The sequence below is a fragment of the Mycobacterium sp. ACS4054 genome (assembly GCF_001667275.1).
Classification (GTDB): Bacteria; Actinomycetota; Actinomycetes; order Mycobacteriales; family Mycobacteriaceae; genus Mycobacterium.
Window position 1 is genome coordinate 1 of sequence record NZ_LZHV01000048.1, and the last position, 22,476, is coordinate 22,476.

Consider the following 22,476-nt stretch of genomic DNA (forward strand, 5'->3'; position numbering starts at 1 on the left):
GTGTATAAGAGACAGCTCCCGCACCGGCCCCGGCTCCCGCCCCGGAGCCGAGTCCGTCCCCGAGCCCACCCGGTTGAGCCGCGGCATGTGGATCGGCTGGCTCGAGTTCGACGTCCTGCTCGGCGACGTCCGATCACTCAAAGAGAAGCGGTCGATCATCCGCCCCGTCGTGGCGGAGCTGCAACGCAAGTTCAGCGTGTCGGCGGCCGAGACGGGTTCCCACGACCTGTATCGACGCGCGGGCATCGGCGTGGCCCTGGCGTCGGGCGACCGCAGCCACGCCGTCGACGTCCTCGACGCGGCCGAACGACTGGTGGCCGCCCACCCCGAGTTCGAGCTGCTGTCGGCGCGGCGCGGCCTGCGCCGCAGCGACGACGAAGGCTGAGGTCTAATGGTGGCGACCCGCCGCGCCCGGCAACGCCGCGCTTGCGATCGCCACTAACCGTCGCGGCCCTCGCGTTTGCGCCCCAACGGCGCGGGCGCGATTACGCCCGGCGCGAGCCGGCGCGTGAAGACGAGGAAGGCCGTGTGCCCGCGCATCGAGTGCTGCGGCCGGACAGCCAGGCCGACGACGTTCCACCCGCGCTGCAGCGTCTCCCACGACCGCGGTTCGGTCCAGCACTGCTGGGCCCGCAGCGCCTCCACGACCCGCGACAGCTGGGTCACCGTGGCCACGTAGATCATCAGCACGCCGCCGGGGATCAGCAGGCGCGACACCGCGTCGAGCACCTCCCACGGCGCGAGCATGTCGAGCACGGCCCGGTCGAACGAGCCATCGGGCCGATCGGAGTCCGCGAGGTCGCCGACGATCAGCTCCCAGTTGTCCGGCGGCCCGCCATAGAACACCGACACGTTGCGCCGGGCGTGTTCGGCGTGGTCGGGGCGCTGCTCGTAGGAGACCACCCGTCCGTCGGGCCCGATTGCGCGCAGCAGCGAGCAGGTCAGGGCCCCCGATCCGGCCCCGGCCTCCAGCACGCGCGCGCCCGGGAAGATGTCGCCCTCGTGCACGATCTGCGCGGCGTCCTTGGGGTAGATGACCTGCGGTCCGCGGGGCATCGACATGATGTAGTCGACCAGCAGTGGGCGCAGCACCAAAAACGGTGCTCCGTTGCTGGACTTGACCACCGTGCCCTGTTCCAGCCCGATCAGCGCGTCGTGGGCGATCGAGCCGCGATGGGTGTGAAATTCGGCGCCGGGCGTAAGCGACATGGTGTAGTGCCGGCCCTTGGCGTCGGTGAGCTGTACGCGCTCCCCGACGGTGAACGGGCCGGTTGCGGACACGCCGTCTAGCGTGCCAGCCGACTCGCCGCGGGCGGTGCTCGGGGTTGTCGGGGCCCGGTTCTACGCTGCGGACATGACCGACCAGCCGCTGCCGCGGCCGGCTTCCAGACCGGCTTCGAAACCGGCGCTGTCCCCCTCGCGGGCCGCCGACTTCAAGCAGTGCCCGCTGCTGTACCGGTTCCGCGCGATCGATCGGCTGCCGGAGGCGCCGTCCGTCGCCCAGCTGCGTGGCTCGGTGGTGCACGCCGCCCTGCAGCACCTCTACGGCCTGCCGGCCGAGCAGCGGGGTCCCGATACCGCGCTGTCACTGATCGAGCCGGCCTGGGACCAGGTGGTCGCGGCGGCGCCCGAACTGGTCGGCGAATTCGATGCCGAGCAACGCGGCCAGTTGCTCGCCGAGGCCCGCGATTTGCTGTCCGGCTACTACCGGCTCGAGGACCCGACCCGCTTCGACCCGCAGTGCTGCGAGGAGCGCGTGGAGGTCGAGCTCGCCGACGGCACGCTGCTGCGCGGTTTCATCGACCGCATCGACGTCGCGGCCACGGGCGAGCTGCGGGTGGTCGACTACAAGACCGGCAAGGCGCCGCCGGCCGCGCGGGCCCTGGCCGAGTTCAAGGCGATGTTCCAGATGAAGTTCTACGCGGTGGCGCTGCTGCGCACGCGCGGCGTGCCACCCACCCGGCTGCGGCTCATCTACCTCGCCGACGGGCAGGTGCTGGACTACTCGCCGGACCACGACGAGTTACTGCGCTTCGAGAAGACCCTGACGGCGATCTGGCGGGCCATCCAATCCGCCGGGCAGACGGGCGATTTCCGGCCCAGCCAGTCGCGGTTGTGCGACTGGTGCCCCCACCAGCAGTACTGCCCGCTGTTCGGCGGAACGCCGCCGCCCTACCCGGGTTGGCCGAACGACGTACTCGCGCAAGCGGTTTCACACCCGACCCAGCCGGCGGCGTGAGCGGTCACCGCTCAGCGATGTGACGAAGGTCTCGTTCGGCTCGGCCGCCGGTTAACCGACCCACCGTCGAATGCGCTAAGCTGCTATCAAGGTTGGCGCCGAACGGCTTGCCGGCACGTCGTGATCGATTCGTTATTTCTTCTCAGATCCCCGCGGGGCGCCGAGTCCGAGATGACCAGGTGCACCCCGCACAGCCTCGAGTCGCGGCGATCGATGTTGCCATCAGGGCAATCTCGCTACCACCGATGCTTAGGACTTTTTGAAACATGCTGGAAGACAACACTTTTGCTCACCTCGGGGTGAGCCCACCGCTGGTCGACGCGCTCGCCGAGCTTGGCGCGCAGCGGCCGTTCCCGATCCAGATCGAAACCTTGCCGGATACGCTTGCCGGCCGTGATGTGTTGGGGCGCGGCAAGACCGGTAGCGGTAAGACGCTGGCGTTTTCGATTCCGCTGGTGAGCCGGCTCGACGCCGGTGATCGGCGACCGGGCAAACCGACCGGCCTGGTGTTGGCGCCCACCCGCGAACTGGCGACACAGATCGCCGCGACCATCAAGCCGCTTGCCGCCGTTCGGGGCCTGCGGGTTGCCACGATCTTCGGCGGGGTGCCGCAGCACAGGCAGGTTGCCGCGCTGAAGTCGGGCACCGACATCGTCGTCGCCTGCCCGGGCCGCCTCGAAGACCTGATGAAGCAACGACTTGTCGACCTGAGCGGGGTGCAGGTCACCGTCATCGACGAGGCCGACCACCTCGCGGATCTGGGCTTCCTGCCCACGGTCACCCGCATCTTGGCGGCCACGCCCGCGGCCGGCCAGCGGATGCTGTTCTCGGCGACCCTCGATGCCGCCGTCGACACCCTGGTGAAGCGATTCCTCTCCAACCCGGTGACGCGATCGGTCGCCGAACCGGTGTCGGAGACTCCCGCGATGACACATCACCTCTTCTGTGTCGACGGGCCGCAGGCCAAGAGAGAGTTGGTGCACCGGTTGGCCGCGGGAGACTCCCGGCGAATCCTTTTCATGCGGACCAAGCACCAGGCCCGCAAGCTGGCCCGCCAGCTCACCCAATCGGGCATCGCGTCGGTGGAGTTACACGGCAACCTGTCCCAGAACGTGCGCGACCGCAACCTGGCGGCGTTCGCGGCCGGTCACGCGCGAGTGCTGGTCGCGACCGACATCGCCGCCCGCGGCGTGCACGTGGACAATGTCGGATTGGTGGTCCACGTCGACCCGCCCGCCGAGCACAAGGCCTACCTGCATCGGTCCGGGCCGCGCGCCGCCGGCGACGTGGTGACCATCGCGCTGCCCGAGCAACGCCGGGACACCGAATCGATGATGCGCAAGGCGGCCATCCGCGCGAAAGCCCAGCAGGTCACCGCGGCCTCACCCGTCATCGGCGTCTTGGCCGGGCAGGCCGCGCCCCGCGAGGTCATCGCGCCGCCGCCGGTGCACCGGCCGGGGCCGACGGCCGCGCGCAGCAGGCGACGGCGGTCCCGTCGCCCCGCCACCGCATCGCGGTAGCGAGTTACTGCAGCGGGGTCATCTCCTGCAGCATCGTGGGAATCAGCTCGCTGACGGTGGGGTGGATGTGCATCGTGCGGGCCAGCGTGGTGTAGGGCGCCTTGGCCGACATGACGTCCAGGATCTCGTGGACGGCCTCGTCGCCGCCGACGCCGAGGATGGCCGCCCCCAGGATCTCCCGGGTGTCGGCGTCCACCACCACCTTCATAAAGCCTTGCGTCTCACCCTTTTCCACCGCCCGACCCACTCGGGTCATCGGCCGCTTGCCGACCAGCGCCTTGCGTCCCGACGCGCGGACCTGATCGACGGTCATGCCGGCGCGCCCCAGCGGTGGGTCGATGTAGAGCGCATAAGTGGTGATGCGGTCGCTGACCCGACGCGGGTCGTCATCGAGCAGGTTCGCGGCGACGATCTCGAAATCGTTGTAGGACGTGTGGGTGAAGGCGCCCCTGCCATTGCAATCCCCCATCGCCCAGATGTGGCCGACGTTGGTTTTGAGCTGGTCGTCGACCACGATGTAGCCGCGGGCATCGGTCTGCACACCGGCCGCATCGAGCCCCAGGTCGTCGGTGTTGGGCCGGCGGCCCACGGCCACCAGCAGGTGACTCCCGGCGATCGGGGCGGCGCCCGCACTGGGCGTGAGTTCAAAACCGTTGCCGGTCTTGGCGATTCGGACGTCATCGGCGCCGACGACGACGTCGATGCCCTCGCCCTCCAGGATGTCGCGGACCGTTGCGGACACGTCCTCGTCCTCGCGAGAGGCCAACCGCGAACCCCTTTCGACCACGGTCACGTGCGCACCGAAGCGCCGGTACATCTGCGCGAATTCCAGCGCGATGTAGCTGCCGCCGAGGATGACGAGATGCGTTGGCAGCGTATCGAGTTCGAGGATCGAGACATTGGTGAGGAACTCGACGTCGGAGAGTCCCGGGATGTCGGGCACCACCGCACGGCCACCGACGTTGAGAAAGATCCGGTCGGCGTGCAGCACTGTGTCGTCGACGCGCAACGTGTGAGGGTCCGCAAAACGGGCGTGCCCACGAAACACCGTGCAGCCGTCCATGCCCGCCAACCAGTCCTCGATGCCCTTGCGGTCGCCCAGCATGATCTCGTCTTTGCGCGCCTTGACTTTCGCCATGTCCACGCTGACCGGTCCGGTCGCCACCCCGTAGTCGGAGCCGCGGCGCGCCAGGTGGGCGGCGTACGCGCTGGCCACCAGCGTCTTCGTCGGAATGCAGCCGGTGTTGACGCAGGTGCCGCCGATCAGCTTGCGCTCCACCAGCGCGACCCGCTGCCCGGCCGCCGTCAGCCGCCCCGCCAGTGGTGGGCCGGCCTGGCCGGCGCCGACGATGACGGCGTCGAAATGCTCTGTCACTTAACCGCCGTCAGGATGTATTCCGTCAGCACGTGACCCGTCACCGCGGCGATGGCGAACCCGCCGACGATCGCGACCACGTCCTCCAGCAGCGCGATGGGCAGGTCCTTGCCGGCCACGGCCGAAAGCCGCTTGCGTGCCTGGTAGCCGCCGAGGGTGCCGAGCACCGCACCGATGACACCGGCCCCGAGCGCGGTGAACGTCCAGTGCGGCCACGCGCCCAGCGCCGCCCCGGCCAGGCCGCCCATGATGATCCGGGCGGCGAAGATCGGTGGCGCCGTGCGGGCCGGTGTCTTGGGCAGCTTGTCGTTGACCAGTTCGCCGACCGCGAGAACGGTGAACACGATGACCGTGATGATGTTGGCCATCCAGGAGGCCCACGTGCCATGCAGGTCGAGCCAACCGAGGTAGGCCGCCCAGGCGACCACGGCGGGAGCCGTCAGCGAACGCAACCCGGCGACGACACCGATCAGTAAAGCCAGCAGCAGAACAAGCGCGTGTGTCACGTATACCCTCCTGGGGACGAACAGCCCGGCAACGGTAAGGGATGGCGGCCCATGGGAGTGACACGGGCGAACAGCCCTAGGCGGACGCTAACACAGCCGCCGACAGCGCACCCGTTCGGTCAGAACCGGCAGAACCTGATGTCGGACGCCAGAATCGCTTTGGCGCCGATGGCCGCCAGCTCGTCCATGATCTCGTTGACGCCCCGACGCGGCACCAGCGCGCGGATGGCGACCCAGTCCGGGTCGGCGAGCGGCGCGATGGTCGGTGACTCCAGTCCCGGCGTGATCGCCGTGGCCTTTTCGAGCACCGAGCGCGGGCAGTCATAGTCGAGCATCAGATATTGCTGGCCGAACACCACACCCTGAATCCGGGCCACCAGTTGGTCGCGCGCGCCCCTGGTCCCGTCCTGGCCGTCGGGGTCGGCGCCCTCGATAAGCACCGCCTCCGAATCGCACAGCGGATCGCCGAAGGCCACCAGGTCGTGCAGGCTCAGCGTGCGCCCCGAGCCGACCACGTCGGCGATGGCGTCGGCCACGCCGAGCTGGACCGAAATCTCCACCGCTCCGTCGAGCCGGATGACGGTTGCCTCAATACCGCGCTCCGCCAAGTCTTTTCGGACGAGGTTCGGGTAGGCGGTGGCGATCCGCTTGCCCGCCAGGTCGGCCGTCGTCCAATTGCGGCCGGCCGGGCCGGCATACCGGAAACTCGACGACCCGAAACCCAGCGCCAGCCGTTCCTTCACGGGGGCGTCCGAGTCGCGGACCAGATCCCGTCCGGTGATGCCGAAATCCAGCTGCCCCGAACCCACATAGATCGCAATGTCTTTGGGCCGCAGGAAGAAGAACTCGACCTGGTTGACCGGGTCGATGACGGTGAGGTCCTTGGAATCGGTGCGCCGCCGATAGCCGGCCTCGGCGAGAATCTCGCTGGCCGGCTCGCTCAGCGTGCCCTTGTTGGGAACCGCTACTCGCAGCATCGTCACAGCTTCCGGTAGACGTCGTCGAGCGACAAGCCACGCGCGATCATCAACACCTGCGTCCAATACAGCAACTGGCTGATCTCCTCGGCCAGCGCATCGTCGGGTTCGTGTTCGGCGGCCAGCCAGACCTCGCCGGCCTCCTCGAGGATCTTCTTGCCCAGCCCATGGACGCCGCCGTCGAGCGCGGCGACCGTGGCGCTGCCGGCGGGTCGGGTGCGGGCACGCTCCCCCAGTTCGGCGAACAGCTCCTCAAAGGTCTTCACGGCCAGCGATTGTGTCACGCGGCGATAAGCAAAGTCACGGCAGTTTCGCTCGGCCGCCGATTCGGGCCGCCCGGTCAGTCGAATCCGGCGAGGGTAAGCCGCAACGCTTCCTCTAATTGCACGTGAAAAGGCGCGCCGGCAGCGATATCCGGGTTCAGCCAGCCATCGAGGACGAATTGCACTGTGGCCAAACTCGTGTGGACCAACAACGCGGGCCGGATGTCGACCGCAGTGTCGACACCCATCCGGTATGCCACCTGCTCGATCAGCTTGTCGTGGTCGGCTTCGCTGACCAACACGGATTTGCTCAGCAGGTGAGGCGCGGTTGCGACGGCGTGGCGCCATGGATCGAGGTCGCCGACTGCGCTGACATCCTTCGCGCGCGTGACGAACAGCTGTATCAATGCTTCGACGGGCGACTCGTGCGCCGGGCGTGCGCTGTAGGACCCGACGATCTCGGCGGCCGCCTCCCGGACCGGATCGACCAGCAGGCCCTCCTTCGTGGGCGCGTACCGGAAATAGGTGCTGATGGAGATGCCGGCGGCGGCGGCGATGTCCTCCGTCGTCACCGCCTCGAACCCGCGCTCGGCGAACAGCCGGTGCGCGGTCTGTTGGATCTGCGACAACAGCGCGGCCCGCCGCCTGTCCCGCAGCGAGCCGTTGTTTGCTGAGGGCATGCCATCACCTTCGTCGATACGACCGTCCACCACCGCGGCGCCGCCCAGCGGTGATTTCAGATGAGTGACTCTACACTATTGAAAGTCCCTATCAAGTAGGTTAGTGTGATGCAGCCCACGCCGATGAACTGCAGGATTTTGAACCTTGTTGACATTATTTTAATAAAGATTGCCATCGAAGGCGTCGGGAGTCGCCTGCTCGGCGCCTGGGAATTCGGGGGTGGAAAGAGGGCCGATGGAAGCGGTGGCTGGAACGCGATGACCCTTGCCATGAGTTTGCTGGGCGCACCCCGGATCACGCCCGTATGACGACCCAAGTTGACGGTGTCGGCGCCGTTCGGGATTGGTCGGTCGGTTACGTCAAACGCCACCCCGTCGCCTCGCTGACGACGGTCGGCGAGCAGTTCGTTCTGGGTGTGCGCACCGCTCAATACTTCTTCGTCGACCTGCTGACCGGGCGATTCCAGTGGCAAGAGTTTGTCCGCCAGGGCGCATTCATGGCCGGCACCGCTGTATTGCCGACGATCCTGGTGTCACTGCCGATCAGCGTCACCCTCTCCATCCAGTTCGCGCTGCTGGCCGGGCAGGTCGGGGCCACGTCGCTGGCCGGGGCGGCCAGCGGGCTCGCGGTCATCCGGCAGGGGGCGTCGCTGGTGGCCGCGGTGCTGATGGCGTCGGCCGTCGGATCGGCCATCACCGCCGACCTGGGCTCGCGGAAGATGCGCGAGGAAACCGACGCGATGGAGGTGATGGGCGTCTCGGTGATCCGCCGGCTGGTCGTCCCCCGTTTGGCCGCCGCGGTGATGATCGGCGTGGCCCTCACCGGCGTGGTGTGCTTCGCCGGATTCTTCGCCAGCTACATGTTCAACGTGTATTTCCAGAACGGGGCGCCGGGCAGCTTCGTGTCGACGTTCGCCTCGTTCGCGACGACCGGCGACATGATCTTGGCGTTGCTGAAGGCAATCGTGTTCGGCGCCATCGTGGCCATCGTGGCGAGCCAGAAAGGCTTGTCCACCAAGGGCGGACCTACGGGTGTGGCCAACTCGGTGAACGCGGCGGTCGTCGAGGCGATCCTGTTGCTGATGATCGTCAACGTCGCCATCAGCCAGCTCTACATCATGTTGTCGCCCAGGACGGGGCTGTGACGTGACCGCTTCCGCGTACCAGCCCCTGGCACCGATTTCAGTCCCGCTGGTCCGGCTCTATCGCAGGGGCAAGGTGCCGATCATCCGGCTCGGCCATCTGCTGGTCTTCTTTGTCCGGGCCGCGGTCGCCGTGCCGCTGGCGCTGCGGCAATACCGCGGCGAGTTCCTGCGGTTGTTGTCGAACATCACCTGGGGCAACGGTTCGATCGTCGTGGGTGGCGGCACCGCCGGGGTGGCCGTCGTGCTGGGCATGACGGTCGGCGCACTCGTCGGCATCGAGGGCTACAACTTCCTGGATCTGCTCGGGCTCGGACCCGCGACCGGGTTCGTCTCCTCGCTGGTCAACACGCGCGAGCTCGCGCCTCTGATGGCATCGCTGGCTTTCGCCATGCAGGGCGGCTGCCGATTCACCGCCCAGCTGGGGTCCATGCGCATTGCCGAGGAGATCGACGCCATGGAATCGATCGCCATCCGCCCGATCCCCTACCTGGTGACCACGAGGCTGATCGCATCGGTGGTGGCGATCGTCCCGCTGTACGCCGCGTGCCTGGCGATCGGCTACCTGAGCACTCAGCTGGTCGTCGGAATCAGCAGTGGCGGATCGACCGGTTCCTACCTGCACTACTTCACGCTGATGCTGGCCGGCCAGGACATCGTCTATTCCCTGATCAAGGCCGTCATCTTCGTCTGGATCGCATCGACCATCCAGTGCTACTACGGGTATTACGCGAGCGGCGGCCCGGAAGGCGTCGGGGTGGCCGCGGGGCACGGGATGCGGGCAAGCATCACCGTCGTGATCATCGTGAACATGCTGCTCACCATGGCGCTCTGGGGCGTAGACTCCGGCGCACGGTTCGGCGGCTAGGTGGACCATGCCCAATTCCTTTGAGCTGGACGGACGCGGCCCGTCTGACCGCCAGCTGTTCGCCATCGGCATTGCGGTCGTCGTTGCCAGCGCCCTGCTCACCACCGGCATGTTGGTGAAATCCACTGGAAAATTTGATGATTACGTGCGAGTGGTCGCCGATCTGGTCAACGTGGGCGACGGCCTTCCGCAAAAGTCCGACGTCAAGTACCACGGCGTGTTGGTCGGCTCGGTCAACGGCGTCGTGCCCGCAGCGCATGGCAAGCCCAACTATGTCCACATCGACCTCAAAGAGGAATTCGCCAAGTCGATTCCGGCCACCGTGACCGCAAGGGTGGTGCCCAGCAATGTCTTCGCCGTGTCGTCGGTTCAGTTGGTGGGCTCCCCCAACCAGGGGGGCTCCGGCGAGAAAATCCGTGGCGGCGCCCATATTCCGGAGGACAAGCGGCTTCCGACCGTCCTGTTTCAGACGACAGTGAGCAAGTTACGCGATGTGCTTGCCGCGGCGGGGCGTGGCCGCGACGACCGCTCCGTCGGGATTCTGGCCGCGCTGGGCGCCGCCACCGACCACCGCCGCGTCACCCTGTTGGACGCCGGCGCCCAATTGAATCGCCTTCTCGATCAACTCAATTCGATCGTGAGCACTGACACCGGCCCGTCGACGGTATCCGCACTGCTGGATGCGACAACCGGGCTTGCCCAGACGGCCCCCGACCTACTCGACGCCCTGCACCAGGCCGTCGAGCCGATGCGGACCTTCGCCGAGACGCGGGGGCAGCTGGCCACCCTGCTTTCGGGCGCCGAGTACACGGTCGGCACAACGCGCCAGTCGTTCGGCAACCACATCGACCAACTCATCCAGATCACCACCGATTTCACCCCCGTGCTCGGGGTGCTGGCGCAAAAGTCGAACAACTTCGTGCCCGCGGTGGTCAAGCTGGACAACCTGGCGACCCAGTTCATGGAGCAGGTGTGGAACCCACGGACGAACCTTGGCAACATGCGCGCGATGCTGACGTTCACGCCCAGCTCCACCTACACGCGTGCTGACTGTCCGCATTATGGCGAGCTGAAGGGACCGAGCTGTTTTACCGCACCGCTGGTCCCCGTACGCCCTGATCTGCCCGAAGTGCTGCTGCCGCAGAACTATCAGCCGCCCAAGGATCTGGCGCCGCCCCCCGGCACGGTCATCGGTCCCGACGGCAACCTCGTCGCCGTGGGCCCACCGCTGATCAACCCGAATCCCAACCTGTCCGATCCCAACCCTCCCCTGCCCGCCGGGGTTACGCCGTCGCCGCCCGTGCCCGGGAGTGCGAACCCCGATAACCCCTCGCCCGGGGCGCCCGCGACGCCGCAACCGCACGAACCGTGGGTCGCGCCGGTGGCACCCAAGGCGCCCTGGATTCCCCAGGCGTCGTTCGGCGTCCCCCATTTCGGCGGGAATGTGGGACCCGTTGGGAGCCAGTACGAACGCACCATGTTGGGGGTGATCACCGGCGGTCCTCCGAGTGAAGCCACCGAGCTGCTGCTGGGTCCCCTCGCCCGGGGAACCACGGTGTCGCTCGCGCATCCGGCCGGGGAGGCCAAATGAAGTTTCGCGGCCCACTCATCGCCCTGACCCTGTTCATGGTCGTCTCGGTGACGCTCACGTGGCTGGTGTACGTGAGCCTGCGGCGCGACGTGGCCGGCAATACCGCCAAGTATTCGGCGGTGTTCAGCGACGTGTACGGGCTTCGCGAAGGCGACGACGTCCGCATGGCCGGAGTCCGCGTCGGTCGGGTGGAAAAGATCGAGTTGGACGGGAAACTGGCGAAGGTCTGGTTCGTGGTGCAGCAGGACCAGCGGCTGTTCGGCAACACCCTCGCGTCGGTGACATACCAGAACATCGTCGGCCAGCGCTACCTCGGACTGTCACTGGGCACCGACGGCAGCCCGGAACTGCTGCCACCGGGCAGCACCATCCCGCTGGACCGCACCGAACCATCTTTCGACGTCACCACGCTGCTCAACGGTTACGAACCGTTGTTCAGCCTGCTGAACCCCCACGACGCCGACAACCTCACCAAGGGCATCATTGCGTCCCTGCAGGGCGACACGTCTTCGCTGGCCACGCTGGTCGGCCAAACCTCCACTCTCACAGAGACATTCGCGGGCCGAGATCAGGCGCTCGGCGGCGTGATCACCAGCCTCGACAAGGTTATGGGCAACCTCGCCCGGCAAAACGACGACCTCGACGGCGTGATCACCGAGACCCGCAGCATCGTCGGCGAGCTCGACGTGCGCCGGCCGGAACTGGTTGCCTCGGTGGGTTCCCTGGCTCGGGTGACCGGGCGGCTGTCGACGTCCGCGGCGGACGTGTACCCGGCGCTGCGCGAGTTCATCGACCGCCAGCCCGGTGTCACCAAACACCTCATGGACGTCGAACCGCAGGTCGCGTTCTTCGGCGACAACATACCGCTGCTGCTCAAGGGACTCACCCGGGTTGGCAATCAGGGCGCCTACGGCAACGCCTACGTCTGCGACGTGAACTTCATGGGGTTCTTCCCCGGCCTCAACGATGTCGTGCCGATCATCGTCAACGCCGCCACGCCGGGTAACAAGGCGTGGCACAGCCCGAGATGCAGGAGCACGGCCGATGGCTGACGCGTCCGTGTGGGAGCGGATGAGGAAGCGTCCGCTGGAAAGCTACAACAAGACGTGGCTCGGGTTCATCGCCGTCGCCGTGGTTGCGGTGGTCATCGGGGTCATGCTGCTCGTGCACGCCCTCGGCGCCGGCTACCGGCACTACACCGCGGAGTTCCTGCAGGCCGCCTCGCTCCGGCCCGGCAACCCCATCGTGGTCGCGGGCATTCCGGTGGGCAACATCACGAGCATGAAACTCGTTGGCGACCATGTCGAGGCGGGGCTCAAGGTCCGGGACAACATCGCCCTGGGCAAGGACTCCAGGGCACAGATCAAGGTGACCACCATCCTGGGCTCGCGCTACCTGGCATTGGAACCCAACGGCCCGGGCCGCCTGCCCGACAACACCTTCGACCTGGCGCACACGGAAGTCCCCTACGACCTGCAGGCCGCATTGCAGGACGCCAGCACAACATTCGAGCAGGTCGACTCCGACAGGTTCGCGCAATCGCTGGCGGTACTCGGCAAGCAGCTGGAGGGCCTACCCTCCGTTGTGCCGCAGGCGGTCTCAAACATCCACACCCTGTCCTCGATCATCGCGGTCCGACGGGACCAACTGGGACAGCTGTTGCGCAGCACCGAGCAGGTGACCAACACGCTGCGGCGCCAGCAGGCCGGCATCGGCAATCTGGTCGATCAGGGTCAAGACCTGCTCGGCCAATTCGTCGCGCGGCGAGCGGTTTTCCACGCGATGATGCGATCCCTGTCCAGCCTTGTCGACACCATGAGTCAGGTCGTGGTCAACGATCGCTCGGGCCTGGAATCGCTGCTCAAGGACATGCGGGACTTCACCAACTTGATGTCCCAACACGACGACCTGTTGCACAGCATGCTGCAGACCAGCCCGATCTTCTTCCGCGAGGCGGCCAACCTCACCGGTGACGGCAACGCGATCAACTTCAACGCCCCCAACGTTCCGTTGATCGACTCGTGGATGTGCGCAATCAGCGGCCGCGCCAAGCAGTTCGGCATGATCCAGTACTTCAAGGACTGCCAGTGAGGCGCCGGGCGAACAGGTACGCGGACGTGCTCAGCACCAAGGTACTTGCCGTCGCCGTCGCCGTCGCGGTGATCGCCGGAGCGATCGGCGCCGGTTGGTGGTACCTGGGGTCCGACGAGGACAGCATTACCCTGACCGCCCAATTCGACAGCGCCTCAGGCCTATACGAAGGCAATGCGGTGGCGGTCCTGGGCATGCCCGTCGGCAAGATCACCAAGATCACCGCCAAGGGCGGCTACGTCGAAGTCGAATTCACCGTCGACCGCCACGTCAAGGTTCCCGCCACCGCGCAAGCGGTCACCGTGTCGACCTCCATCCTCACCGACCGTCAGATCGAACTCACACCGCCGTATCGCGGCGGACCGGCCCTTCAGAACCACGACACCATCGGATTGCCCCGGACCAAGACGCCCGTCGAATTCAGCAGCGTTCTCAATGTTCTGGACAAGGTGACCAAGTCACTCGAGGGCGACGGCCACGGCGGCGGTCCGATCGCCGACGTGCTGGGCGGCGGCACCGAAGTGGTGAAAGGCAACGGCGAGAAGATCAAAGCGGCGCTCGGTGAACTGTCCACGGCGCTGCGCTTGTCCAGTGACCGCGGTGCGACAACTCGCGAGCAGATCACCACGATCGTCAAGAACATCAGCACGCTGTTCGACGCCGTGAGCGCCAATGACACGAAGTTGCGCGAATTCGCCTCTACCATCCACCAAGTCAGCCAGATCATGGCCGACGAGGACATCGGCACCGGAAGCACCGGCCGCAGGCTCAACGAACTGATCCAGCGCGCCGGTGACCTGCTCGACGCCAACCGCGACAACATCAAGCAGTCCGCGCTCAACGGCAACGCGACGCTGCAGATGGTGACCGACCAGCGGCGCGACCTGGCCGAGCTTCTGGATCTGGCCCCGCTGGTGGCTGACAACGCCTACAACATGGTGGATCGTGCGAACGGCAGCGTGCGTGCTCGATTCCTCACCGATCGGCTGCTTTTCGACAGTCAGTACACCAAAGAGATCTGCAACCTCATGGGCCTTCGGCAACTCGGCTGCAGCACCGGGACCATCCAGGATTTCGGTCCCGACTTCGGGTTGACCTATGTGCTGGACGGTATGGCCGCCATGGGGCAGAAATGATGGCAGCGGGTATGCGGGGAACGCTGGCGGCGGCGGCCGCGGCCATGGTTACCGCGGGATGCGCCACGAACGGCCTTGCCAGCCTGCCTCTTCCGGCCCCGGGGCTGGGGTCCGGAGGCTATTCGCTCAACGCCGTCTTCTCCAATGCGCTCAACCTGCCGATGAACGCCAAGGTGAAGCTCGCCGGCGCCGACATCGGGCAGCTCGAATCGATGGTGGCTCGCAATTACACCGCGGTAACGCGACTGCGCATCCGCGACGGCGTGCAACTGCCCCGCGGCAGCACCGCCGAATTGCGCACCGCGACACCGTTGGGCGACGTGTTCGTCGCGCTGAAGCCGCCGGCCGCGGGCGATCCGGACGGGCCGCCGTTGAAGGACGGGGACACCATCGGCCTGGATTCGACCGCGGCGGCGGCGACCGTCGAGTCCGTGCTGAGCTCGGCGGCGATTCTGGTGAACGGCGGGGCAGTTCGCAATTTCACCAACATCATCAACGGCTTCGGCAAGGCAACCGGTGACCAGGGCCAGGCGTTCGGCGACATGATCCGCAAGTCCAACGAGCTGCTCGGGCGGTTGGATTCCCGGTCGGATCAGATCACCACCGCATTGACCCAATTGTCGCGCCTGGCCGACGAACTCGACGCCAAGAACCAAACCATCAGCGACCTGGTCGGCGCCGCCAGTCCCGCCACTTCGGCCCTGGCCGGCAACACCACCCAGCTGGCCGACCTGGCTGTGCAGGTGGGTGACACGTCCCGGTTGCTGGCCAGGTTTCCTTCGATCGGCGGGACGGACACCAGCGGCCGTAGCCTGATCCGCGACCTGAACACCGTCGCCGCGGCCGCCAACGACGTTGCGGTGAGCCCGGACACCAGCTGGCTCGCGCTGAACCGGCTGATACCCGCGTTGGTCAAATCCACGGCGGGCAATTCGATTTCGGTGAACGTCGGCGTCGACAAGATCATGCTCGGGTCGATCCCCGATATCGGTTTCCCCGGTGACATCGGGCTGCACGGACCACACCACTACAACGTGAACCTGCTCGTCGGCACGCTCAAATACACGCTGTGGCGTCTGCAGGAGCGGGTGGTCGGCCGCGGCCCGAACTCACCGCAGGTTCCGGTCATTCCGGACCCGAACATCCCGGGTCAAATCGACGTCGCCCCCGGGCCCCCGCCAGGACCGAACCCATGACCCGCGCCATCGACGACTTCGCCAACCTCATCGTCCGGGCGGTACGCACCGGTCATCGGCAACAGGTTTGGCTATCGGTGGCCGGTTTAGTGCTCATCCTGGTCGTTGCGACCGCCTACCTGCTCATCGGCGCGCTGCGGGTGAAGCCGTTCGCCTCGTCCTACCGCGTCACCGTGCAGTTGCCGGACTCGGGCGGCCTGCTCCCCAATCAAGACGTCGCGCTGCGCGGAGTGCGCGTTGGTCGTGTCGAGTCGTTGCAGATCACCGACAACGGTGTGAACGCAGTGGCCAGCATCGCGTCGACGGTGCGGATCCCGGCGAACAGCGTCGTCCACGTGTCCGCGCTCTCGCCGGCCGGCGAGCAGTACATCAACTTCGAAGCCGCCTCGGATGCCGGGCCGTATCTGCGCGACGGCAGCCTCGTCGCCTTGGACCACACCACCGTCCCGATCAGCTTGGCGCAGTTGCTCGGTGACGCCGACGGACTGTTGGCCCAAGTCGACCCCCACAAGATCGAGTTGATCAAGAAGGAATTGAGCTTGAGCAAGGAAGGCCCGGCGAAGCTGACCGCCATTGTCGACGGCGGCACGTTCCTGCTTTCGACGCTCGATTCGGTGCTGCCCCAGACCACCAGCATCATCAAGACCAGCCGGGTCGTTCTCACCCTGGCAAACGACAAGAACGCCGGCTTGGGCGCTGCCGCAAGGGAACTCAACCAGACGCTCACCGGCGTGGCCCGGATGCAGGCCGGGTATCGGCGGTTGACCGAGCAGACGCCGCGCACCCTGTCCGCCGTCGACAATCTCTTCACCGACAATTCCGACACCATGGTGCAGCTGCTGGGCAGCATGGCCACCATGTCGCAGCTGCTCTATGTGCGGGTGCCCGCACTCAACGCGCTGTTCCCCGACTACCGCGGATCGGTATTGGACGCCGTCGCAAGCACTTTCCACGATCACGGCGTGTGGGCGACGGCCGACCTCTACCCCCGCTATGTGTGCGACTACGGGACACCGTCGCACCCCTCCTCGGCCGCCGACTACTACGAACCGTTCATGTACACCTACTGCCGGGACGACGACCCCGCCGTCTCCATCCGCGGCGCCAAGAACGCGCCCCGGCCCGGGGGCGACGACACCGCCGGGCCGCCGCCGGGCGCGGACCTGGGCGCGCGCACAGATCCGACCCCGAGGGGCCGCTACACCATTCCCACCCCCTACGGTGGCCCGCCTCTGCCGATCGAACCACCCCACTGAACCCCGACCATTCGAGCCGATCCCTAGGAGATTATCGTGGCCGTGACCACCAAGAAGAACCCAAAGGCCGACCCGCAAGCCGAAGCGGACTCGGGCGCCGCAACATCGGACGTCACCGACGAGGTGCGCGCTGACGATCTCGACGACACGACCACGGGCGAGGGCGAGGACGAGGGCGCGTTGCTCAAGCGCAAGCGCCCCGATACCGAGCGCCGCAAGCGCCCCTGGAAGCAATACCTGCGCCGCGGTGCCCTGCCGATGCTGCTCATTGCCTCGCTTGCCCTTTCGGGGTTCCTCGGCTGGCGGCAGTGGCAAGAGCATCAAGTCAGGCTGGCGGGCGAGCAGGCCCAACAGGCGGCCATCGCCTACGCGCAGGTGCTGACGAGCATCGATTCGAACAAGGTCGATGACAACTTTCGGCAGGTTCTCGACGGCGCGACCGGCGAGTTCAAGGACATGTACACCCAGTCCAGCGTCAAACTTCGCCAGCTGCTGATCGATAACAAGGCGACCGCGCACGGCGTCGTGGTGGACTCGGCGGTTCAGTCGGCATCCACCAATAGGGTTGTCGTGCTGGTCTTTATCGACCAGACCGTCACCAATACCGCCGCTCCCGACCCGCGCATCGACCGCAGCAGGATCAAGATGACCATGGAGAAGGTCGACGGTCGCTGGCGGGCAAGTAAAGTCCAGCTCCTCTGAGCCGACGGGGTGATGTGATGCTCAAGGAATTGTCGATCGCAGCCGTATTGGTCGTTGCCACAACGATTCCCACCGCCGTCCCGGCAAGCGCCTCCGCTCCCTCATTCTGCGGGGAGCTGGGCGGTGACTGGGACGGCCAGTACTGCCACACCTCGGTCACATCGGAACGCAAAGCCGTGCGGGACATCAAGGTCGCGGTGCCAGACCTGGTCGACAACCCGACTACCGGCCCGGTGGTGCGCGATTACCTGAAAACCCTGGTCACAAACTGGAAGACGGCGAACGCGAGCATGGCCGCCGACAGCTACGGCGAGGAGAACTTCGAAGTGTTCCGGCACGGCAACCTGCTCAGCGCGGTGTTCCACGAGGATTACCACGCCGACGGGCCAAAGCCGAACAACGCCTACCGGACCTTCACATTCGACATGGCAAGCGGCCGTCGGGTGCAGCTGGCCGACCTGACAACGTCAAACCCGCTGACCGCCATCCCGCCGGTGGCCGCGCCGTTCGTTGAGACGGCGCTCAATCAGGCGCCCCCACCGCATGATCCGGGCACCTACCCGTTCGTCCTCGACCGTTGGACTCCCGACAAGGTCTACTCCGGGGCTTACAAGGCCTGGGCGTTGACGCCGGACGAATTGATCCTGTACATGCCAGACTACCCCGTGGCTCACGACGAGCCGCTCAACTTCACGCCAGGCGCCATGCAGTGGTTCATGGACGGGGGCACGGTGCAAGCACATATCCTGCTGTCCGCCTTGGGTTCCGTGCTGCGCGTCTAGGGCCTGCACCTATGGGCGTTGTCTCAGTTGGCCTTTCGACGACGCCGATCGATCGATATCACGTCGGCGCCGCACTCGCCGTGCGTCACCTGGCCGTCGTCCCTGGCGGACGCGCGGCTGCGGCGGGCCGAGGAACGGACGCTGGCCGCCAAATCGCCGTAGTCCCAGGCTAAATCGCCGACCTCGCGCTTCGTGCGGTCGACCGCGGTACCCAGCGCCCCGACGATGCGCCGGACGTGCAGGACCGTGACATTGACGGCTTCGGCGACAATGTCGGTGGCGATATCGGCGATGCGGTTCAACTCTGGATCAATCCTCCGGGTTGTAGCCGAGGTTGGGCGCGAGCCAGCGTTCGGCTTCCTTCAGGGTCCAGCCCTTGCGCTTCGCGTAGTCGGCGACCTGGTCCTGGCCCAGCCGGCCGACCACAAAGTACTGCGACTGGGGATGCGAGAAGTACCAGCCGCTGACGGCCGCGCCGGGCCACATCGCCATCGACTCGGTGAGCTCGATGCCGGTCCGCTCCTTGACGTCCATCAACTTCCACAGCGTCACCTTCTCGGTGTGCTCCGGGCAGGCCGGGTAGCCGGGCGCGGGGCGGATTCCCACGTACTTCTCGTCGATGAGCGCCTCGTTGTCCAGCTGCTCGTCCGGCTGGAATCCCCAGAACTCCTTGCGAACTCGCTGGTGCATCCGCTCGGCGAACGCCTCGGCCAGCCGGTCGGCGACCGATTCCAGCAGGATCGCGCTGTAGTCGTCGAGGGCTGCCTTGAACTCCGCGATCTTCTCCTGGCTGCCGAGCCCCGCGGTGACGGCGAAGGCGCCGACGTAGTCCCGGTGACCCGTATCTTTGGGGGCGATGTAGTCGCCCAGCGACCGGTTCGGGATGCCGTCGCGATGCTCACCCTGCTGGCGCAGGTTGTGCAACGTGGTCAGCACCTCGGTGCGGGTGTCGTCGGTGTAGACCTCGATGTCGTCACCGACGGCGTTGGCCGGGAAGAACCCGATCACCCCGTTGGCGGTCAGCCACTTCTCCTTGATCGCGGTGTCGAGCATCTGCTGGGCGTCGTCGTACAGCTTGCGGGCGGCCTCGCCCGAGGCCGGGTTGTTGAGGATGTCGGGGAAGCGGCCCTTCATCTCCCAGGCGTTGAAGAACGGCTGCCAGTCGATGTATTCGCGCAACTCGGCGAGGTCGTAGTCGAGGAACTCGCGTACGCCGAGCCCCTGGGCGGGCACCGGTGGCGTGTAGCCGTCCCACTCGATCGGCGTCCGGTTGGCGCGGGCCTTCTCCAGGGTCAGCATCGGCCGCTCGTTCTTTTGCGCGTGCCGTTCCCGCAGCGATGCGTAGTCCTTTTCGGTGGCCTCGAGCAGGGCTGGACGCTGCTTGTCGTCCAGGAGCGCGGCGGCGACCGGCACCGAACGGGACGCGTCCTTGACCCAGACCACCGGACCGCTGCGACGCGGCGAGATCTTCACCGCCGTGTGGGCGCGCGAGGTGGTCGCGCCACCGATCAGCAGCGGGATCTCCAAGCCCTCGCGTTCCATCTCGACGGCGAAGTTGGACATCTCGTCCAGCGACGGGGTGATCAGCCCGGACAGCCCGATGATGTCGGCGTCCTGCTCCTTGGCCGCGTCCAGGATCTTTTGCGCCGGCACCATCACGCCGAGGTCGATCACTTCAAAGTTGTTGCACTGCAAGACAACCCCGACGATGTTCTTACCGATGTCGTGGACGTCGCCCTTCACGGTCGCCATCACGATGGTGCCGTTGGTGTCCTTGGCCGCCGCAGTGCCGTTCTGCTCCTTCTCCTGCTCGATGAACGGCAGCAGATAGGCGACGGCCTTCTTCATCACCCGCGCGGACTTCACCACCTGGGGGAGGAACATCTTGCCCGAGCCGAACAAATCGCCGACGACGTTCATGCCGTCCATCAGCGGGCCCTCGATCACCTCGATCGGGCGACCGCCCGCGCCGGCGATCTCGGCGCGCAGCTCTTCGGTGTCCTCGTCGACGTGGGCGTCGATGCCCTTGACGAGGGCATGCGTGATCCGCTCGCGGACCGGGAAGCTGCGCCACTCGGCGGCCTTCGGGTCCTCGGTTTTGTCCGACTTGTTGAACCGCTCGGCGATCTCCAGCAGCCGCTCGGCCGCATCTTCGCGACGGTTGAGGACGACGTCCTCGATGCGGTCGCGCAGCTCGGGGTCGATCGAGTCATACGGCACCAACGCGCCCGCGTTGACGATGCCCATGTCCAGGCCGGCCTTGATGGCGTGGAACAGGAACACCGAGTGAATCGCCTCGCGGACGGGGTTGTTGCCCCGGAACGAGAACGACACGTTCGAGATGCCGCCGGAGATGTGCACCCCGGGCAGGTTCTCCTTGATCCAGGCGCAGGCCTCGATGAAGTCGATGCCGTAGGTCGCGTGCTCCTCGATGCCGGTCGCCAGCGCGAAGCAGTTCGGGTCGAAGATGATGTCCTCGGCCGGGAAGCCGACCTCCTCGGTCAGGATCCGGTAGGCGCGCCCGCAGATCTCCTTGCGCCGCTCCAGGTTGTCGGCCTGGCCCTGTTCGTCGAAGGCCATCACGACGACGGCGGCGCCGTACTTGCGGCACAGCCGGGCCTCGCGGATGAACTTCTCCTCGCCCTCCTTCATCGAGATCGAGTTGACGATCGGCTTGCCCTGCACGTTCTTCAGGCCCGCCTCGATGACCTCCCACTTGGAGGAGTCGATCATCACCGGGACGCGGCTGATGTCCGGCTCGGCCGCGATCAGCTTGGTGAACCGGTCCATCGCGGCGATGCCGTCGATCATGCCCTCGTCCATGTTGATGTCGATGACCTGCGCGCCGACCTCGACCTGCTGCAGCGCAACCGACAGCGCGCTGTCGTAGTCCTCGGCCTTGATCAGGTTGCGGAACCGGGCCGAGCCGGTGATGTTGGTGCGCTCACCGATGTTGACGAACAGGGAGTCCTCGGTGATGTTGAGCGGCTCGAGCCCCGAGAGCCGGGTGGCCACCGGAATCTCCGGCACCTCGCGCGGCGCCTTGCCCTCGACGACCTTGGCGATCTCGGCGATGTGTGGCGGCGCCGTCCCGCAGCAACCACCGACCAGGTTGACCAGGCCGGCCTCGGCGAAGTCGGCGATGTAGCCGGCCTGGCGCTCCGGCGTCTCGTCATACTCGCCGAATGCGTTGGGCAGGCCGGCGTTCGGGTAACACGACACGAACGTGTCGGCGATGCGCGCCATCTCGGCGATGTACGGCCGCATCTCCGGCGCGCCCAGCGCGCAGTTGAGGCCGACCGCGATCGGCCGGGCGTGCCTGATCGAGTTCCAGAAAGCCTCGGTGACCTGGCCGGACAACGTCCGCCCGGAAGCGTCGGTGATGGTGCCCGAGATGATCACCGGCCAGCGGCGTCCGCGGTCCTCGAACAGCGTCTCGACGGCGAACACCGCCGCCTTGGCGTTGAGCGAGTCGAAGATCGTCTCGACGATAAGCAGGTCGGCACCGCCGTCGACCAGGCCGTTGGCGGCTTCGAGGTAGGCGGCGACCAGCTGGTCGTAGGAGACGTTGCGGGCCCCGGGGTCGTTGACGTCCGGCGAGATCGACGCGGTCCGCGTGGTCGGCCCGATGGCGCCGGCGACGTAGCGGGGCTTGTCCGGGGTGCTGTACTCGTCGGCCGCCTTGCGGGCCAGGGCGGCGCCGGCGTAATTCAACTCGTAGGCCAGGTCGGCCATGCCGTAGTCGGACAGCGAGATCGCGTTCGCGTTGAACGTGTTGGTTTCCAGGATGTCGGCGCCGGCCTCGAGGTACTCGCGGTGGATTCCCTCGATGATCTGCGGCTGCGTCAGGTTGAGCAGGTCGTTGTTGCCCTGCAGAGCGGTCGGCCACTCCGTGAACCGATCACCGCGGTAGCCGGCCTCGTCCGGCCGGTCGCGCTGGATCGCCGTGCCCATCGCGCCGTCGATCACGACGATCCGCTGGCGCAGCGCCGCGGACAGTTCCTCGGTGCAGTCGGGACGGATGTTGGGCACGAAGGTCTCCGACGCTGGGACGTCTACAGGGGCGTTCACGCGCATTCCTTCCGTTACGGAAGGCGTCCTTGACTCTGCCGAGCGTGGCGGATACCGGCAAGGACCCGGATCCGTTGCAAC

Annotated in this window: 22 protein-coding genes; 14 read left to right on the top strand and 8 right to left on the bottom strand. The window is 66.7% G+C overall.

Going from position 1 to position 22,476, the window contains the following annotated elements; all coding sequences use genetic code 11:
• Positions 1-85 precede the first annotated feature (85 nt).
• A complete protein-coding gene (locus A5730_RS12365; protein WP_067900381.1) occupies positions 86-385 on the top strand; it encodes a DUF503 domain-containing protein in 300 nt (99 codons plus the stop codon).
• Positions 386-438: 53 nt separating this feature from the next.
• Here the strand turns inward: A5730_RS12365 and trmI are convergent, their stop codons facing one another.
• The gene (gene trmI / locus A5730_RS12370; RefSeq protein WP_067816056.1) at positions 439-1,281 is read right to left on the bottom strand and encodes a tRNA (adenine(58)-N(1))-methyltransferase TrmI; all 843 of its coding nucleotides are present in this window, start codon (positions 1,279-1,281) and stop codon (positions 439-441) included.
• 73 nt (positions 1,282-1,354) lie between these two features.
• Between trmI and A5730_RS12375 the strand changes: the two genes are divergently transcribed.
• Both A5730_RS12375 and A5730_RS12380 read left to right on the top strand, forming a co-directional pair.
• The gene (locus A5730_RS12375; RefSeq protein ID WP_067900384.1) at positions 1,355-2,239 is read left to right on the top strand and encodes a RecB family exonuclease; all 885 of its coding nucleotides are present in this window, start codon (positions 1,355-1,357) and stop codon (positions 2,237-2,239) included.
• A 266-nt stretch (positions 2,240-2,505) separates the two neighbouring features.
• Positions 2,506-3,759, top strand: a complete 1,254-nt coding sequence (locus A5730_RS12380; RefSeq protein ID WP_067900388.1) for a DEAD/DEAH box helicase — start codon at positions 2,506-2,508, stop codon at positions 3,757-3,759.
• A 4-nt stretch (positions 3,760-3,763) separates the two neighbouring features.
• Here A5730_RS12380 and A5730_RS12385 read toward each other — a convergent pair whose 3' ends face one another.
• From A5730_RS12385 to A5730_RS12405, 5 genes are all read right to left on the bottom strand, one after another.
• Entirely contained in the window at positions 3,764-5,134 is a 1,371-nt protein-coding gene (locus tag A5730_RS12385; protein ID WP_067900391.1) for an FAD-containing oxidoreductase, read from the bottom strand.
• Positions 5,131-5,640 (bottom strand): hypothetical protein, encoded by a 510-nt coding sequence (locus tag A5730_RS12390; protein WP_055399370.1) that lies wholly within the window; start codon positions 5,638-5,640, stop codon positions 5,131-5,133. The genes A5730_RS12385 and A5730_RS12390 overlap by 4 nt, the downstream gene beginning before the upstream one ends.
• Positions 5,641-5,759: 119 nt before the next feature.
• Positions 5,760-6,617, bottom strand: a complete 858-nt coding sequence (gene hisG / locus A5730_RS12395) for an ATP phosphoribosyltransferase (RefSeq protein WP_067900394.1) — start codon at positions 6,615-6,617, stop codon at positions 5,760-5,762.
• 2 nt (positions 6,618-6,619) lie between these two features.
• Positions 6,620-6,901: a phosphoribosyl-ATP diphosphatase gene (locus A5730_RS12400; protein ID WP_067900398.1), complete on the bottom strand. Its 282-nt coding sequence runs from the start codon at positions 6,899-6,901 to the stop codon at positions 6,620-6,622.
• A gap of 56 nt (positions 6,902-6,957) precedes the next feature.
• A complete protein-coding gene (locus A5730_RS12405; protein ID WP_067900401.1) occupies positions 6,958-7,560 on the bottom strand; it encodes a TetR family transcriptional regulator in 603 nt (200 codons plus the stop codon).
• Between the two features lie 108 nt (positions 7,561-7,668).
• On the opposite strand from A5730_RS12405, the gene A5730_RS12410 reads away from it, so the two are divergent.
• The 11 genes from A5730_RS12410 (at position 7,669) to A5730_RS12460 (ending at position 18,324) form a co-directional block, all read left to right on the top strand.
• Complete coding sequence (locus A5730_RS12410) at positions 7,669-7,869, top strand: hypothetical protein (protein ID WP_067900404.1); 201 nt, start codon at positions 7,669-7,671, stop codon at positions 7,867-7,869.
• The gene (locus A5730_RS12415) at positions 7,866-8,705 is read left to right on the top strand and encodes an ABC transporter permease (protein WP_055399362.1); all 840 of its coding nucleotides are present in this window, start codon (positions 7,866-7,868) and stop codon (positions 8,703-8,705) included. Before A5730_RS12410 ends, A5730_RS12415 begins: the two co-directional genes overlap by 4 nt.
• A gap of 1 nt (position 8,706) precedes the next feature.
• Entirely contained in the window at positions 8,707-9,570 is an 864-nt protein-coding gene (locus tag A5730_RS12420; protein ID WP_067900405.1) for an ABC transporter permease, read from the top strand.
• Between the two features lie 7 nt (positions 9,571-9,577).
• The gene (locus tag A5730_RS12425) at positions 9,578-11,161 is read left to right on the top strand and encodes an MlaD family protein (RefSeq protein ID WP_067900408.1); all 1,584 of its coding nucleotides are present in this window, start codon (positions 9,578-9,580) and stop codon (positions 11,159-11,161) included.
• Positions 11,158-12,213, top strand: coding sequence for an MlaD family protein (locus tag A5730_RS12430; RefSeq protein WP_067900411.1), 1,056 nt, complete (start codon positions 11,158-11,160; stop codon positions 12,211-12,213). The genes A5730_RS12425 and A5730_RS12430 overlap by 4 nt, the downstream gene beginning before the upstream one ends.
• Positions 12,206-13,252 (top strand): MCE family protein, encoded by a 1,047-nt coding sequence (locus A5730_RS12435; protein ID WP_067900414.1) that lies wholly within the window; start codon positions 12,206-12,208, stop codon positions 13,250-13,252. The genes A5730_RS12430 and A5730_RS12435 overlap by 8 nt, the downstream gene beginning before the upstream one ends.
• A gap of 26 nt (positions 13,253-13,278) precedes the next feature.
• Entirely contained in the window at positions 13,279-14,388 is a 1,110-nt protein-coding gene (locus tag A5730_RS12440; RefSeq protein WP_067900598.1) for an MCE family protein, read from the top strand.
• Positions 14,385-15,584 (top strand): MlaD family protein, encoded by a 1,200-nt coding sequence (locus A5730_RS12445; RefSeq protein ID WP_067900418.1) that lies wholly within the window; start codon positions 14,385-14,387, stop codon positions 15,582-15,584. The genes A5730_RS12440 and A5730_RS12445 overlap by 4 nt, the downstream gene beginning before the upstream one ends.
• Complete coding sequence (locus tag A5730_RS12450; RefSeq protein ID WP_067900422.1) at positions 15,581-16,840, top strand: MlaD family protein; 1,260 nt, start codon at positions 15,581-15,583, stop codon at positions 16,838-16,840. The genes A5730_RS12445 and A5730_RS12450 overlap by 4 nt, the downstream gene beginning before the upstream one ends.
• A gap of 123 nt (positions 16,841-16,963) precedes the next feature.
• Positions 16,964-17,542, top strand: coding sequence for a tetratricopeptide repeat protein (locus A5730_RS12455; RefSeq protein WP_369829874.1), 579 nt, complete (start codon positions 16,964-16,966; stop codon positions 17,540-17,542).
• A 17-nt stretch (positions 17,543-17,559) separates the two neighbouring features.
• Positions 17,560-18,324, top strand: coding sequence for a mannan-binding family protein (locus tag A5730_RS12460; RefSeq protein WP_067900428.1), 765 nt, complete (start codon positions 17,560-17,562; stop codon positions 18,322-18,324).
• A 23-nt stretch (positions 18,325-18,347) separates the two neighbouring features.
• Here A5730_RS12460 and A5730_RS12465 read toward each other — a convergent pair whose 3' ends face one another.
• Together A5730_RS12465 and metH are read right to left on the bottom strand one after the other, a co-directional pair.
• Entirely contained in the window at positions 18,348-18,626 is a 279-nt protein-coding gene (locus A5730_RS12465) for a hypothetical protein (protein WP_067900431.1), read from the bottom strand.
• 7 nt (positions 18,627-18,633) lie between these two features.
• Positions 18,634-22,401, bottom strand: a complete 3,768-nt coding sequence (gene metH / locus A5730_RS12470; protein WP_067900433.1) for a methionine synthase — start codon at positions 22,399-22,401, stop codon at positions 18,634-18,636.
• Positions 22,402-22,476 lie beyond the last annotated feature (75 nt).